The following is a 14,917-nucleotide window of genomic DNA, read 5'->3' as shown; positions in this document are numbered from 1 at the left end:
TCCCAGAGCTAAGAAAAAGGAGGGTCTTTACGGCAGTAGCCTATCCCCAAATTTAATATAAAGCTGCGACATAGTCAAACCCCAATTGTGAATTGGCATCGTCCATTTCTTAGAAACATTTTTAATGACTAAATATATTAGCTTAAGCAATGATTGATCCGAGGTAAAAGCTCCTTTGGTTTTAGTTACTTTTCTAACCTGTCTATGCATGGCCTCTATCGCATTAGTAGTGTATATAGCCTTTCTTATGTGCGGATCAAAATCAAAATAAGTAGATAAATGGCCCCAATTATCCATCCATCCTTTAGCTGCTAATGGATATTTACTACCCCAGGTTTCTTCAAACTCTAAAAGCCTTTCATAGCCTTGTTCTTCGCTAACAGCGGTGTAAATCGGCTTTAAATCTGCAGCTAAAGCTTTCTTGTCTTTATGAGGCACAAAGCGAAGACTTGTTCTTATTTGATGCACAATACAAAGTTGTATTTGTGTCTTTGGAAAAACAGCTTGTATAGCTTCCGGAAAGCCCTTTAAACCATCTACACAGGCAACAAGTATATCTTGTACCCCGCGTGATTTAAGATGAGTTAAAACTGATAACCAAAATTTTGCTCCTTCGTTTTCTGATAAATATACACCAATGAGTTCCTTTTTGCCCTCTTGATTTATGCCTAGAATATTGTAGACAGCACGTGAAGTTATACTTCCTTGATCTTTAACTTTATAATGCATAGCATCTAGGAATACGAAAGGATATATAGATTCTAAAGGCCGATCGCGCCACTGGTTCATAGCCGGAATAATCTTATCGGTAATGCGGGAAATTTCACTAGCGGATATCTCCATACCATACATTTCCATGATAAAGCTAGCAATATCACGTGTGCTACTGCCTCGGGCATATAAAGATATTACGTTTTCTTCTAATTGATCCGTAACGATGAGTTGCCTTTTTGGAAGTATCTTAGGTTCAAAAGTTGCATTGCGATCTCTGGTAGATTCAAGTTCAAAACTACCAGATTGCATACTTCGAACTGTTTTAGTTGTCCTGCCATTGCGCCGATTAGTTACCCCTTTTGCCTTTTCTTCCGCTAAATGATGTTCCAGTTCACCTTCCATCATTGTTTCTAGAAAGTGTTTCAAAAGAGGTGCAAAAATGCCATCAGGCCCACCCATTTTCTTGCCTTGGTACAATCCAGCCATAGCCTCTTCTTTGAAACTATCAAAATCAAATCCCGTGTTTTTATTATCTGTATTCATAATACTAATTTACGTTTTTATTGTGTAATTAATTTATGTGACACAGTTCACGGCACACCCTCGATTTCCGAAACTATCAGTACATAATATAGTTCCTGTATTCTGGCAATCAACACGTACTTTGACACATTTCTGTCCTGCCGGTTTTGAAATATCATAATGATAAGCATCCATTGGAGCTTTCTCGCTCTTATTCACTGCATTTGATGCAAATGCTGCTACTGCGCCAAACACCACTACAGCAAGTGGCATAATGACTTTTTTTAAATTTGTTGTCATATTTAAAATTTATTTGGTTGGTTTACTCTTTTATACAGGTTTTCAACCGTTAATCCTGCTATCGGCCAATAGATTTTTTATTTAATAATTCGTTGATATCGAACCAATGAGTTTCCTACTAATCCGAAAAAATAATCATCATTTAAAGCGAACTCGCGTACTTTATCTCTGTTATAATCATAAATATAAAAGCTGTATCTATATTCCTGTTTGTTGTAATCATATACATCAATAATACTTGCCTGATTCCACATGCTCTTAGGTTCATTTTGACCAAGTAAACCGCAATTGACATAAAGTAGTCCACTATAAGCATAAATTTTGTTATTCACTTTTAACGCAGGGGCGTTCATTTTACGCTCTCCATTTGCCAGTTTTGTAACTTGGATAAGCGCAACACTCGTTGTATCAATAGTTTTACCGCTTGAAAATATGTTTATTTTTGGGTGATATACCATATATTGATTTCGGTAATAATAAGTGTAAATACCTTGATTTGTTTTTGTATCCACTACCAACTGTCCGTCTGTATCAAATAAACCGTCAATCTGTTTTTGCAAGATATTTTCATACAGTTCAAAAGCAGAATCATTGTTTGGAGAAATTTTTAGTTGGCCAAGTACATGCTCACCATTTTTTGCATACTGGCTTCTAAATAAGAAAATACTGTCTGATAGGGGCTGTACAAGGGAGAAGTATATTTTTGTTTGCATATATTTCTTGGTTTTCCAATCTGAGACACTTCCCTTGTAAATGATAGGCACAGTTCCATCACTTACAAAAACAGTTTTATTTTGTATTCGAATTGTTAGATTTCTAAAGAATCTTTTGGTCTCATCTAGTTTTATCGTATGCTCTACTATATTTTGCATATCTGTAGAAATGGCTTTTATAAATAGGGGAGCTGTATAATTTCCTATATAAATAGTGTCCTTGGTCAATCCGGCTATATAATAGGAATTAACTTCCAAATCAAGATATTGCGCTTTATCAATAGGATGCGGTAAGAATCTTCTCACAAATGGATTTTCTTTTTTTATAATATGTTCTGATTGTAGAAATAATCCAACAACTATAACACTACTAACAATAATGGTTAGGACGCTTAATATTAGAGTTTGTTTTTGATCTTGAGATTTTGCTTTTCCTTCAATGTTCTTAGGTGTGAAAACTAAAATAATAACTGCAATTAATGTAATAATTATATTAAACCATAAATGCTCCTGCCACCCCATTTTTTCTAAAATACCGCCGCAAGAACAAGGGACAAAAGGACTGAAATTTAAAATAAGATATATGTATACAGAAAATGCGGTCATCATTCCTAAGAATAAATATAATCCCAGTTTTATAGTTTTGGGAAAACAAAGTAGAAATGCAATGATAAGTTCACTTATGATTGTAATATAGGTTATCAAAGTGGCATAGGCGCTTAATAATGGAGATTGCGCTACTTGTATCTGAAAGTTTTCAAAGTCAAGTATTTTACTTAAAGCTGCATAAACAAATAAGATAATGAAAAAGTAAATAATTACTTGTTTACTGATTGATAGGATGGTACGCATGGCATTTGAATTTCGGGGTATTGTAAAATTCTGTAATTCAGATGATTTTAAAATGCTAAATGCGTATTTAAAAGTTTTTAATCGGGAGTTTTTTTATGATTTTTGGATGGTTTGACTTATTTTACGTAATTGATTTGGGAGGATTTTGTAATACATTTTGAAATAGTTTACAAAGGCGGAGTATTGCGAATAGCCCACCATCTCAGATATTTCTTTAAAAGGAAGCGTACTGGTTTCAATAAGCAAATGTGCATGCTTCATCCTAAGGGAAATATGGTATTCATATACAGAACATTGGTATTGTTCTTTGAAGAGTTTTTTTAATTGATTGGAATTAATTCCAAAATCTATGCATAACTGCTTTAAACTAATTTTCTGGGATAAAGAGCGGTTATCCAAGTTGAATTTTACCTGTTCGATAATGTCTTCATTTCTCCTTTTTTGAATTAATCTCCCTTTTTCAATTGTATCTTTTAGATAAGCAGGATTAAAGTACTTGTTGTCTATCTGTAATTGATAAAGGTTGATAAGCTGTGTTTTATTATTATTGAACGATTTTATATTGAAAAGAAAACTCTGCTTTAAAAGAACTATAGATTGCATGGCTTGGTTGTTGGTAATCTGCAGGACATCAGATGGACTTTTTAGAAAATCCGCAGTATCTGGATCTACGTATCCTAGTAATGATTGCTTTTTTAAGCTGCTGAAATCCATACTGAAATGGGAAAGGAACGAATCACAAACATTTTTTATAATGAAATTTCGATTTACTATAATTATAAAATGGTTGGTATATTTTTGAAATTCATTCGGCTTTGTAAAGGACAAATGAATTAGTCGTTCTCGCAATTCTTCACTGACTAAATTAAAAAGAGCTTCTATAGTCTCAAAATCATCGTTGAGGTTGCGAATAAGTAATTGTTGATCAAGTTTCCCTTTTCCTAATTCCAATAATCCTTGCACTAGATTTTCCCATCGTCTTTTGCTAATTACAAATTGTTTCATAGGATCTTTATTACTGTTGTTATAAATATTTCTGCCTCTTCTAAATTGTTGAAAATTTGTGTAGGTACTTTAGGCGAATTCACCTCGATGTAAAATCGTCCCATAGAATAGATGGTTTTATTATTGGATAGTAATGCAACAATTGTAATCAAAATAGAGCCATAGATTGAAAGATAACCACGAGCTTCAAAATCAATGTTTTTCACCTCCGATACATTACAAATTACAGGATATGATTCGTAAGATTGTAAACTTAAACGGTCATGTACGATTTGACGTGCTGCAGCATAGTTAAGTATTAATCCCTTTTTATACGTAATGTAAAGGATGTAATCTCTAATTTGATAAACGGCATATTTGTTTTCATAATGATTGTTCATAACAAAATATTTGATGGCATTTGTGTTTTGATTTTATAAAAATAGGAAGGTTTTATCTGAAAACACCTACTCCTTATTGAATTAAAATGTAAAAAAGGTATTATAAAGTGTAAAAAAGGGAGTTTTTTTTGATGCAATAACGCTTTTAAGGATTATATTTTTGAATTTTAAATCTTAAATTTTTTACATTATGGCCAAGATTAACCACAATAATGCTTTTGAAACAATTGATAAAGTAATTGAAAATGCTAAAAAGCAAAATACCATTCACTTGTATGCGCAGGATAAAGCTCTTAATGGAAGTTCCCTTTTAATTAATGGTAACAAACTATGGCATTTTGCAACTACCGGTTACTTAGGTCTTGAACAAGACATACGTCTAAAAGATGCAGCGGCCAGCGCTATTTATAAATATGGCACGCAGTTTCCTTTGTCGAAAACGTATATCTCTCATCCTTTATATTTAGAATTGGAACACAAAATGCAGCTTATTTATAAAGAATCTGTCATTATTGCAAAAAACAGCACCTTGGCACATATGGCCGCAATACCGCATGCAATTGATGATAATGATGTTGTAATATTAGACCATCAAGTACATTACAGTGTGCAACAAGCTTGCCAAATGCTCAAAAATAGAGGAATCCCAGTGGGAATTATCCGCCACAATAATATGCAACAGTTAGAAGATCTTTTAAATAAATTTAAAGGAAAACATCAAAAAATTTGGTATATGGCCGATGGTATCTACTCAATGTACGGAGATCATGCACCCATTATTGAACTAAAAGAATTAATGACTAAATATCCGTGTTTGCATCTGTACTTTGACGATGTCCACGGTATGAGTTGGATGGGCGAGAATGGCAGTGGGTTTATTAAGAGCTATTGGGAGGTTTTACCTCAAAATATGATATTAATTAGTACTTTAAGCAAAACCTTTGGGGCTAGTGGTGCAATTATTATTTGTGGCGATAAAAAAATCCAACAAAAAATAAAGAACTTCGGAGGTCCACTTACTTTTTCTGCTCAGCTTGAACCGGCTTCAGTAGCCGCGGCAATTGCTTCAGCAGATATTCACTTAAGTTACGAAATTTATGAGTTACAAGTGGAGTTGATTAACAAAATAGATACCTTTAAAAATTTACTAACTGATTTTGAACTACCTCTGATTTCACATAGCAATACCCCTGTATTTTATATCGGCACCGGTCAGCCTGAGACAGCATATAACTTGGTACAGCGATTGCAAAAAGACGGCTTTTTTGTGAATCCCGGAATTTATCCCGCTGTTCCTTTGAAAAATGCAGGATTACGCATTACTATCTCTGCGCATAATGATATCGCGCAGATTAAAGAACTTGCTGATTCCCTTGCGCTCCATTTTGGAAGAGCATTAGAAGACACTAATAATACCCGATCATCCATTGACAAGGTTTTTGGACTAAAAAATAAAGTTAATCACCAAGCACTTAAAAATGATTTATTTGACTTAAGTGTTTTCAGTAGTGTTCGAGAAATTGAAAAAGAGCTTTGGAATAGACTTTTAGGTAGTTCTAATGCGTTGGATTACGATGGCATCTGTTTTGTAGAGGATTATTTTTCAAATCTTGAATCGGATAATGCCAATTTCATGCAGTTTAAGTATTTTTTAGTAACAGATAAAAAGGGGAACACGGTTGCTTTAACACATACCTCGTGGGCTTTATGGAAAGAAGATATGTTAGCCATTGAGCAGATTTCAAGTAAGATAGAAGATATCCGTAAAAACAATCCCTTATTTCTAACCAGTAAAGCACTAAGTACCGGCTCTACATTTACCGAGGGGAAGCATGTTTTTACTGAATCAATGAGCACAGATAGCGATAGAAATACTCTGTATACCTTTTTATTAAATAGTATAGAGAGAGAGTTTGATTTAAAAGGCGCGGACAAGCTCGTATTACGAGACTTTAGCAAAGGCCATGATTTGGGGGCTATTGCCCTTAATAAAGGTTACTTAATCGCAGAAATGCCACAAACTGCAGTTTTTTCAAATTTTGAGTTCACAGATATCGATGACTTCGATACCATCTTAACCAAACGCTCCAAACGTCATTTTAAAGAAGAGGTTCTACCCTTTGTAGATAAGTATGCTATTACGGTTAAGGAAGAACTAACTGTCGATGAGCTTCAATTAGCGTATAGTTTATACTTGAATGTTAAAGGAAGAAATCTAGCGGTTAATAATTTTACTTATGATTTTAGTATGTTTGAAGGTATAAATAAAAATATAAACTGGGATTTCCTTATTGCTAAAGACAAGGACTGTGGTAAAACAATAGGAGTGGTTTTTTGTTTTATAAATCAAACTGGTAATTCTTATAATCCCATGTTAATTGGAATGGAAGAGCTTGAAGATAACCGACTATGTTTATACCGTCAACTCTTATTTCATACCATTATACAGGCTAAAAAAAGGAAATTTCAAAAAGTATTTCTTGGTATTTCTGCTGTATTTGAAAAACGTAAATTAGGCGCTAATATTTACAGTAAAGAGGCATATATAAGCGTCAAGGATAATTACGCTACGGATATATTGGAAAATTACCGTTGAGAATTTGTAAGATGCAATTGTACCCTAATATTCTTTACTTAGAAAATAACTACGCTTAACATCGGCTTGGCAAAAGGGGGTTAGATGGAACGCTATTGTTTTCTAATCACCAAAAGCTGTCCATATTCGTATTTTTCGTAAGTTTACAAATAATGGAACAGCTTTGGCTTCGCTTGGGTCTGAATTGAACATTCGCTCAATTCCATCTCGCACTTCGCTAAGCCAAGTCCAGTTATATGCCATTTTATGAAAACGTTGCTTCTAATAATTTTGTTCTTCATTAACGTCCAAATTATACTTGGACAAGATGGAAATGATGAAAAATATAGATTTGCAAAAGAAGCATTCAAGTCCGAAAAATACAAACAAGATAACTACCCTCGATTTGACAAAGAAATATTAAGGCTCGAAAATGGAGTATATCAATTCGGTGAAAAATATTTGAAAATAGAACTTGAAAAATTAGAATATGAAAATATTTTCAAGTTAGGGATTTTCAATCCTGATATTGTATTTGGAAAAGAAACGACTAATAAAACTAAATCAGAATTTGATACGCTATCCCAAAATCAAAAAGTTTTTTATAATCTAACAAGAAACGACAGTCTTTCAATTTGTTGTGTTGAAGAACTAGAAAAGCTAAACCCAAATCCACGAACGAAAAGATTTATTTTTTGGCTTTTTAGAATTGGAGTAGCAAATCCAACTGAATATTATTTTGAACTTTATAATCAAAATGCAACCAAAAAAACTTCGATTGAAGAATTTATAGAAAATGCTAGAATGACATTCTATTATCAAGGAACGATGATAATATAAAAACGGCATATAACATCGGCTTAGCAAAATGCCGGGTTTAGGTTAGATTGAACGCTATTGTTTTCTAATCCGCCAAAAGTTGTCCATATTCGTATTTTTGTAAGTTTACAAATAGTGGAACAGCTTTGGCTTCGTTTGGGTCTGGATTGAACATTCGCTCAATTCAAGCCACACTTCGCCAAGCCAAGTCCCACTCTATATACAAGTATTACTGAACGTTAATTTAATGCAAATTCTAGCAAAAATATTATTAGTAACCATTCTATGTTTAGGTATAAAATCTTATTCGCAAGATATAAATCGTAATGATTTAATAAATAAACTAAAAGCTGAAATAGAATACCTTTTTGTAATAAACGTGGATATTCCGTTTCGATTTGTGGCAGTGATTCCGGAGTACTTGTGCCAGTGATTTCGGTCAAACCGTGCCAGTGATTCCGTTTCGAATAGTGCCAGTTTCCGTTTTGATTTGTGTCACTTAAAATAACTCTTCTAGTTATTTCGGTTCAAACCGTGCCACTTTGGAAAGTTAATTACACCTATCTTGTTGTTTTCTAAACGATAAGATATGGCTAATAAACTTGATCCAATGGACTTAAAACAAATTATTACCTTGCATTTAGATAGCTATAGTAATCGAAAAATAGCTCATACGTTAGGTATTTCCCACAACACAGTTAATAATTATTGCGGGTATTACCATGTTAGACCAACTTAGGTTTTTAGCAACAATAAATACTTTTGGAAGTGATGAAAAGCCAAGAAGTAATAAAGTAGCGATTGGAATTCAAATACTTCCAGGCTTGTGATGCGCCGTTACGATTTAGGAGGTCGCGTTTCAGTCCATGGAGTTTTTGTACAAATTCTCTGATCTTGCTTGTTTTAAGTGATTTATTAAAAGAAAAACATGCTTCTGTTCCACTCGCGTTACTAGAGGTGATAAAGCTAATTAGTAGTAGCAGCTTAACCTTTTTTTTACTTTTCCATATTGTACTAATTCGTAAAACCTAGTAGCGGTGTCCTAATATACAAGCTTCTGGGGGTTGAGGAGGTACCAACAAGGGTAAAGGAAATACACAAGAGGAGGGAAGAATTAAATTAGGGACAATTGAGATTGTAGTCCCAACAGCTATTATCGTGACTTTTTTGTAATTGTTTTCCAGTAGATCCAAAGCTTACTGTCAGTTTAAAGGTTAAATTTCACGGCAACCATTGCTTGTTGTGGTCGTATATTGAAAATGCTTTGGTAGAAATAGAAATCAGAAAAGGATGAGTTTATATAATAGGTTTCATTTAGTATATTGGAAATACGGACTTCCAAATCAATTTTTCTTTTGGTAATGCTGTATCGATACAAACAATCGAGATAAAAATTGTGGTTGTCGATGGATACAAAATCATTGTAGTAATGTTCTGCACTAAAACCTATATAGCGATTGGTGGTGGGATATAGGTGAAACTTTAGAGCTTGATACACGACCAGTGTATTCTGTTTTTGTATGATTTTGTTGGAATTAAAATGGGTTTCCAGAGTGTAATCTACAGTTATGATATCGGAAAATTGGGTATTGATTTTTAAATTGGGTTTCCAATTCTTATTTTTAGAAACCAGAACCATTTCATTGATTAATTGATCTTTTCGCAGCAATTTAAAATCGATGCCTAAGGACACGGTAGACTTTATATGTTTGAAATATTTAGATATTTTGGTATTTGCATTGTGGTTGGTGGAGCTATTATTTAATTCACTAGTGGTTAAAAAGTTGGTGCCGTTTTCTAATATAAGATTGTGAAATAACAATGGATTTTCAGTAAGCGTGAAAGTATAGGATGAACTAAAAAAAATGGATTTAAATGGGTTTCTATAATTTATTCGTGATATAATCGAATAATTGTCAGTTCGATAAATCGGAAAATCTATTTTTTGAAAACTTCGATAATTTTTCATTACAGTCCCGGGCAACAACGAGGCCGTAGTTTGAAATTCATTGTTGTAGCCAATGCTAGTATTCCATTGCCAATCAAAATTCCAGTCGTATTGAATTTGCAATTGTGGGTTTATTACTATTCCAGCAGCTTGTAGTGTTTTTTTATAAACTCGATCATTTACGGCTTCTTTTTGATGATTTATTGGGAGTTTTACTCTAGTTTCCCATTTATTATGCTTATGTGTAACTTCTGTCTGAAGGTAATATCTATGCGAATTAGAGAACTGTTTGTTTTGGTTTTCCCAATCCCAGCTAAGCGATTCCGATTCATCTAAATGGCTGCTTGTATAACGAGTTATTAAACTTAAACCGGCTCTGGTTTCTATAGTAAAGTTTTTAATTTTTTTTAGGTATTCGGTGTAATTATTCGACTGGAACGTATTTCGAGTAATTTCTTGATTGGTTCGTATTTCATCGGTGCCATTTAGTGGATGCGTTAGTTGTTGGGAGGTCATGAAAAGGCTTTGTGGGGTATGTGTGAAATTGCTAAAAGAGTAAAAAGCCAAAAGCGATTGCCCAAGTGGAATAATCCATTTAAATTGATTGCTTAGAGAAAAATTAGGGTTACTTAAATTTTGATTGTTTTGTATATCATTCATTTGTACTATACCATTTTGATTGTCCCAATGTAAATCAGTTTTAAAACTGTTCTTTAAAAAATTGTCAGCGGTATTTTTATGGTAAGTTAGATTTGTTTCTAAACTATTAGTGAAAATTTTATTATTCATTGCCTCCTCAATCAGCATATCACCCTGTGGTAAAAAATAGGTAGTCGTATTGCTTGCTAACTGTTTTTGGTAGTCATTTAAATAGGAAAGGTTAAATCGTATTTCAGATTTATTTTTGAGCTTTTTTAGTATGTTTCCAGTAAATAAGTGGGTGTTATTATCTAAATACCTTTTTTCAGAAATAGGAGGAATTGCCGGAGATACGAGTTGTACTAAATTATCGGGTTTTTCGGTATTGTTATGTATTTGTTCTTTTAAATCTTGGAGCGTAAGGGTTTTAAGTTGTCTTGCTAAATTATGACCCGTATTGTTAGCTTGATACGAAAAAAGGGATTGAAGGTTTTTTCTAAACAACATGGGAGTAATATTAGCTCCCCATAATAAGGGTTTTCCTCCCAGTTCAGCAATAACAACTCCAGTAAGCGTAGTTTCTTTTTTCAATCGGATATTAATTGCTGCGCTATTATTATAAACTATATTGTCTAGAATTTTTATAGGTTGATGGTTTTCTAAAATTTCAACACTCGTGACTACCTTGTGAGATAGGTTGTCATTGGCAAGATTATATTTGCCTTCGAGTAAATCCATTTCTTCGATATAGTACTTTTCTATAGGAGTTCCTTGATATAGTATTCTGCCATCTGTAAGTACTTCTATTCCGGGTAATTTAGCGATGACATCTCCAATGCTTCTGTCTTTTTGTTCTGAAAAGGATTCGACATTATAAATAAGGGTATTTTTGTCTCTTATAATCGGACGTTTATTTACGATAAGAAGTTCATCGAGTAGGGTAGATTCGTAAACTAAGCTTATCAGTATTTGCTGTGTTTTGTTGTCTATTGGTTGAGAATATAAGGTATAGCCGAGCTTTCGAGCATTTATAAATAGATTACTGTAAGCACTATTGTCTAGTTGTATGGAGAAATCACCATGACTATCCGTGATTGCAAATCCTATAATTTCCTTATGATGGTTTGTAATGGTGATATTTGTTCCGCTAAGTGGTTGTTCCTGGTCTTGTAAAACGACGGTTCCTTTAATATTTATTTGTGCAAGATTTATATTGGTACTTAATAGAAACAAAAAGCACAGATATAATGCTTTCGTTTTAGTCATGACTTAATTCAATTGGATTGTTTCTGGTTTTGTTTCTTTCACGTCCCCTTCGATTGGTTATTTCATAAGCTTCGGGAGGAAATTGAATATTAGGATTCGCAAGCATTAAGGCGGGACTCTCTTTAATCTTATCTTGAAATTCGCGTAGTTCTTTGTTGGATATTATTTTATACTTTTTGTGGGAAGCTAAGTGATAATCGTAAGATATAGGTAGTTTTTCTATGGAAACGGTTTCAAAGTGATAGTGTTTTTTAGTGTCATAAAGTTCTAATATCATCCCGGGAAGGCCTTTAAATTTATAAGGTCCATCTGAAAAGGGAATCGACTCTGTGAAATAGGCGACATAATTGCGCCCTCTAAACCCGACGGTTGCTTCGATACAGCTATGTCCCAGTATATCTTTGGTGGTGCTGTTTATTTTCCAGTTTAATGTTAGGGGTTCATCGGCTAAAATAAACTGGTAGGCTAGATAGTCATAGTAGGTCGTAGCTTCTTGCTTTTCTATTTTTTTTCCTATCCTATAGTTGAAACGTGTTTTGGGTATTTGTTGTCTAAGTCCAAGAAGACTCGCGGGATTTTTTGAATTATTAATAGAATCTTTTAGATGCGTAGTTTCACTTCGAAAAACAGATTCTTTAGCTGAGAAATCAAGAAAAAAATATTCCGATTCGATTCTCTTGGAATTCGTTGAATCCGGTTGGTATTTTAGTTGGTATATCAATCTTTTATCGAGATTATTTGCGATTTGAGCTGTAGTATTAAGTGTACAGAGAAGAAAAACGAGGATAAAACCGTGTTTTATTTTGTTTGAATATAGTGTCATAATTTTTTTATTGTTAGATTAATAAATAGTAGCGTACGCAGCTGCGTACGCTAAATTGATAAAACTTCTTTTAACAGAAACCATCCCAGTCAAATAGGAAATCGGCTACTTGATCTAAAGCATATCCTTGATATCATACTTCCCAACTTCCACCACAAGAATCATAAAAATCAAAACAGTGATATTTACTTGTTTCAAGACGTATGGATTCGTTTAATTTGGATACACCGCACTGATTACTAGTCGATGTATTGGCTTGAGCCAAAAAACCTATTAAGGCAAAAGCAACTGCAAACAAATTTTTTTTCATCTGTAAATAATTTAAAAGTTACTAATTACTCTTTTCAAAAATAAATATATTTTAGTTTTTACCAAATTAATTTAATTATAAATAATGTTAATTTGTTTTCTAAAATTCATTGTTTATGTGTTATTGTAGCTATTATTTGTGAATTATGAGTATTTTGTTTAGACATAATGCGATTTATGGGTTGGTAAATTTAGCTTCATTTGGAGGGAAAAAGGAAGTTTAAGGGTATAATACTGTCGAATTTGTATGTTCTTCTCAAAGCGGAGGAGAATAAAAGAGGAAATACTCCTTAGTGTAAGAGTAGGTCAAGGAAACGGGTTATAAAATCACCTCAAACAGAGGGGGAAGTGCGGTCACGGCTGTAGGCTCCTACGGCATCGGTAAAGCGAGATATATGACAATCATAGTACGAATAGTGAAGTAATGCGAAAACTGCTTTATCGTTACTCCTTCGGGTATCCATTCTAATAGCGAATTATTTTTAAAAGGGAGCGTATTATACCCGTGACAAAAAACAGGACAAATGAAATCATTCAAATTATTAGTTGTTTTTGTCGCTTTTGGTATCGTTTCTTGTGAATATGAAGTCGGAAAAATTGCGAACTATTATCAAAATTATTCCGAAGGACTAGAGAGATGGTGGCGAAAAATTAATGGGGAAGACAATGATTATCCTATTTACTATCATTTTTCAGATTATATCACAACAACTCATACTTATAGCATTTATAATAACAGCTAGACATGCTAACTTAGCCATCACAGTAAGTTAAGAAATAATCTTAATTTTAATCTATGAAACAAGTCCGCAAAATTTATGACAGAGCTTTTAAAAAAAAGCCGTTCAATTGAGTTATGATAGAACAAATGTATCAGAACTCGCCAGAGAGTTGGGAGTAACAGCACCACAGTTGTATAAATGGCGCAAAGAGTTCGAGGAATTTGGAGAAGGAAGTTTTCCTGGGAAAGGAAATTTAAAACTCACTCCCGAGCAAGAAAAAATCCACGAATTAGAGAAAAGACTCAAGGATGCCGAGTTAGAACGTGATATATTAAAAAAAGCAATCGGCATTTTTTCCAAGAGCGGTCGATGATTTATAGTTTCATTAAAAACAATGAACAACTATTCCCGATTGAAAAAATGTGCAAAGTTCTTTTGGTTAGCAATGGAAGTTATTACAGATGGAGAAAACAAAGAATTAGCGCTAGGTTGCGACGAACAATTGCCATAAAAGAACAGATAACATCAATTTATTTTGAATCCAAGCAACGCTATAGAAGTCCTAGAATAACATTTGAACTTCAGATTTTAGGTCATAAAATTTGTAGAATTACAGTAGCGAAATATATGAAAGAGCTAGGCTTTCGAAGTAAATTAAGCAAGAAATTCAAAGTAATGACCAACGCGAATCATAATTATTTAGTCGTCGAAAATATATTAAATAGGGAGTTTTTCATAAAAACACCTTCAAAAGTATGGGTTTCGGATATTACTTATATCCTAACCAAAGAAGGATTTATATACCTGACAACTACAATGGATTTGTACGACAGAAAAATTATAGGCTGGAGCTTGAGCGACGGAAGGAGTACGGATGAAACTACACTTGCAGCTTGGAAAATGGGGGTTAAAAACCGAAATATTGAAGAAGGTTTGATTTTTCATTCCGATAGAGGTGTCCAATATGCGAGTAAAAAGTTTGTAAATGTTCTTGATTCTTATAAAAAAATAACTCGCAGTATGAGTCGCAAAGGAAATTGCTGGGACAATGCAGTAGCAGAAAGTTTCTTTAAATCACTGAAATGCGAACTGGTATATCATAGAAAGTTCAGCAATAAAGGAATGGCTAAGTTATATATTTTCAGACACATAGAAGGCTTTTGCAATAAGAAAAAGAGGCATTCTTCATTGGGATATTTAACACCTAATGAAAGGGAAAAACTATTGATTAATTTCCAGCCAATGGCTGCGTAAAAAAGTCTCCAAATTAAAGTTGCAATTCTTCAATAACCTGATTGCAAATATATTAATAGCTTTGATTGCTTATTCT

Annotated in this window: 14 protein-coding genes; 6 read left to right on the top strand and 8 right to left on the bottom strand. The window is 33.4% G+C overall.

All coding sequences use genetic code 11. From position 1 onward, the window contains the following. Positions 1–27: 27 nt before the first annotated feature. The 5 genes from ACQZ43_RS13430 to ACQZ43_RS13410 form a co-directional block, all read right to left on the bottom strand. The gene (locus ACQZ43_RS13430) at positions 28–1,257 is read right to left on the bottom strand and encodes an IS256 family transposase (RefSeq protein ID WP_430613200.1); all 1,230 of its coding nucleotides are present in this window, start codon (positions 1,255–1,257) and stop codon (positions 28–30) included. 33 nt (positions 1,258–1,290) lie between these two features. Continuing rightward, positions 1,291–1,536: a DUF6520 family protein gene (locus tag ACQZ43_RS13425; protein WP_430613199.1), complete on the bottom strand. Its 246-nt coding sequence runs from the start codon at positions 1,534–1,536 to the stop codon at positions 1,291–1,293. A gap of 77 nt (positions 1,537–1,613) precedes the next feature. Further along, on the bottom strand, positions 1,614–3,101 hold the full coding sequence (locus ACQZ43_RS13420; protein ID WP_430613198.1) for a MauE/DoxX family redox-associated membrane protein: 1,488 nt from the start codon (positions 3,099–3,101) through the stop codon (positions 1,614–1,616). A gap of 93 nt (positions 3,102–3,194) precedes the next feature. Next, positions 3,195–4,106: a helix-turn-helix domain-containing protein gene (locus tag ACQZ43_RS13415; RefSeq protein ID WP_430613197.1), complete on the bottom strand. Its 912-nt coding sequence runs from the start codon at positions 4,104–4,106 to the stop codon at positions 3,195–3,197. Next, positions 4,103–4,486: a hypothetical protein gene (locus ACQZ43_RS13410; protein WP_430613195.1), complete on the bottom strand. Its 384-nt coding sequence runs from the start codon at positions 4,484–4,486 to the stop codon at positions 4,103–4,105. The genes ACQZ43_RS13415 and ACQZ43_RS13410 overlap by 4 nt, the downstream gene beginning before the upstream one ends. Before the next feature lie 190 nt (positions 4,487–4,676). Here ACQZ43_RS13410 and ACQZ43_RS13405 point away from each other — a divergent pair, with 190 nt between their 5' ends. The 3 genes from ACQZ43_RS13405 (at position 4,677) to ACQZ43_RS13395 (ending at position 8,619) form a co-directional block, all read left to right on the top strand. Beyond that, complete coding sequence (locus tag ACQZ43_RS13405) at positions 4,677–7,082, top strand: aminotransferase class I/II-fold pyridoxal phosphate-dependent enzyme (protein ID WP_430613194.1); 2,406 nt, start codon at positions 4,677–4,679, stop codon at positions 7,080–7,082. Between the two features lie 246 nt (positions 7,083–7,328). Continuing rightward, positions 7,329–7,901 carry a hypothetical protein gene (locus tag ACQZ43_RS13400; RefSeq protein ID WP_430613192.1) on the top strand — a complete coding sequence of 191 codons (573 nt, stop codon included), beginning with the start codon at positions 7,329–7,331 and terminating at the stop codon, positions 7,899–7,901. Positions 7,902–8,469: 568 nt separating this feature from the next. Further along, positions 8,470–8,619, top strand: a complete 150-nt coding sequence (locus ACQZ43_RS13395; RefSeq protein ID WP_430613191.1) for a terminase gpP N-terminus-related DNA-binding protein — start codon at positions 8,470–8,472, stop codon at positions 8,617–8,619. Positions 8,620–9,087: 468 nt separating this feature from the next. On the opposite strand, the gene ACQZ43_RS13390 is transcribed toward ACQZ43_RS13395, so the two are convergent. The 3 genes from ACQZ43_RS13390 to ACQZ43_RS13380 all read right to left on the bottom strand — a co-directional run bounded on the left by ACQZ43_RS13390 (position 9,088) and on the right by ACQZ43_RS13380 (position 12,866). Next, positions 9,088–11,733 (bottom strand): carboxypeptidase-like regulatory domain-containing protein, encoded by a 2,646-nt coding sequence (locus ACQZ43_RS13390; protein WP_430613190.1) that lies wholly within the window; start codon positions 11,731–11,733, stop codon positions 9,088–9,090. Beyond that, positions 11,726–12,556: a GLPGLI family protein gene (locus tag ACQZ43_RS13385; RefSeq protein WP_430613189.1), complete on the bottom strand. Its 831-nt coding sequence runs from the start codon at positions 12,554–12,556 to the stop codon at positions 11,726–11,728. The genes ACQZ43_RS13390 and ACQZ43_RS13385 overlap by 8 nt, the downstream gene beginning before the upstream one ends. A gap of 133 nt (positions 12,557–12,689) precedes the next feature. Next, the gene (locus ACQZ43_RS13380; RefSeq protein WP_430613188.1) at positions 12,690–12,866 is read right to left on the bottom strand and encodes a hypothetical protein; all 177 of its coding nucleotides are present in this window, start codon (positions 12,864–12,866) and stop codon (positions 12,690–12,692) included. 523 nt (positions 12,867–13,389) lie between these two features. Between ACQZ43_RS13380 and ACQZ43_RS13375 the strand changes: the two genes are divergently transcribed. From ACQZ43_RS13375 to ACQZ43_RS13365, 3 genes are all read left to right on the top strand, one after another. Then, on the top strand, positions 13,390–13,608 hold the full coding sequence (locus tag ACQZ43_RS13375) for a hypothetical protein (RefSeq protein WP_430613187.1): 219 nt from the start codon (positions 13,390–13,392) through the stop codon (positions 13,606–13,608). A 106-nt stretch (positions 13,609–13,714) separates the two neighbouring features. Then, positions 13,715–13,960 carry a transposase gene (locus ACQZ43_RS13370; protein WP_417995361.1) on the top strand — a complete coding sequence of 82 codons (246 nt, stop codon included), beginning with the start codon at positions 13,715–13,717 and terminating at the stop codon, positions 13,958–13,960. Beyond that, on the top strand, positions 13,957–14,841 hold the full coding sequence (locus tag ACQZ43_RS13365; RefSeq protein ID WP_430613186.1) for an IS3 family transposase: 885 nt from the start codon (positions 13,957–13,959) through the stop codon (positions 14,839–14,841). Before ACQZ43_RS13370 ends, ACQZ43_RS13365 begins: the two co-directional genes overlap by 4 nt. Positions 14,842–14,917 lie beyond the last annotated feature (76 nt).

This window comes from Flavobacterium sp. JP2137 (genome assembly GCF_050562195.1).
GTDB lineage: Bacteria > Bacteroidota > Bacteroidia > Flavobacteriales > Flavobacteriaceae > Flavobacterium.
This window is presented reverse-complemented; position numbering and strand designations above follow the sequence as displayed.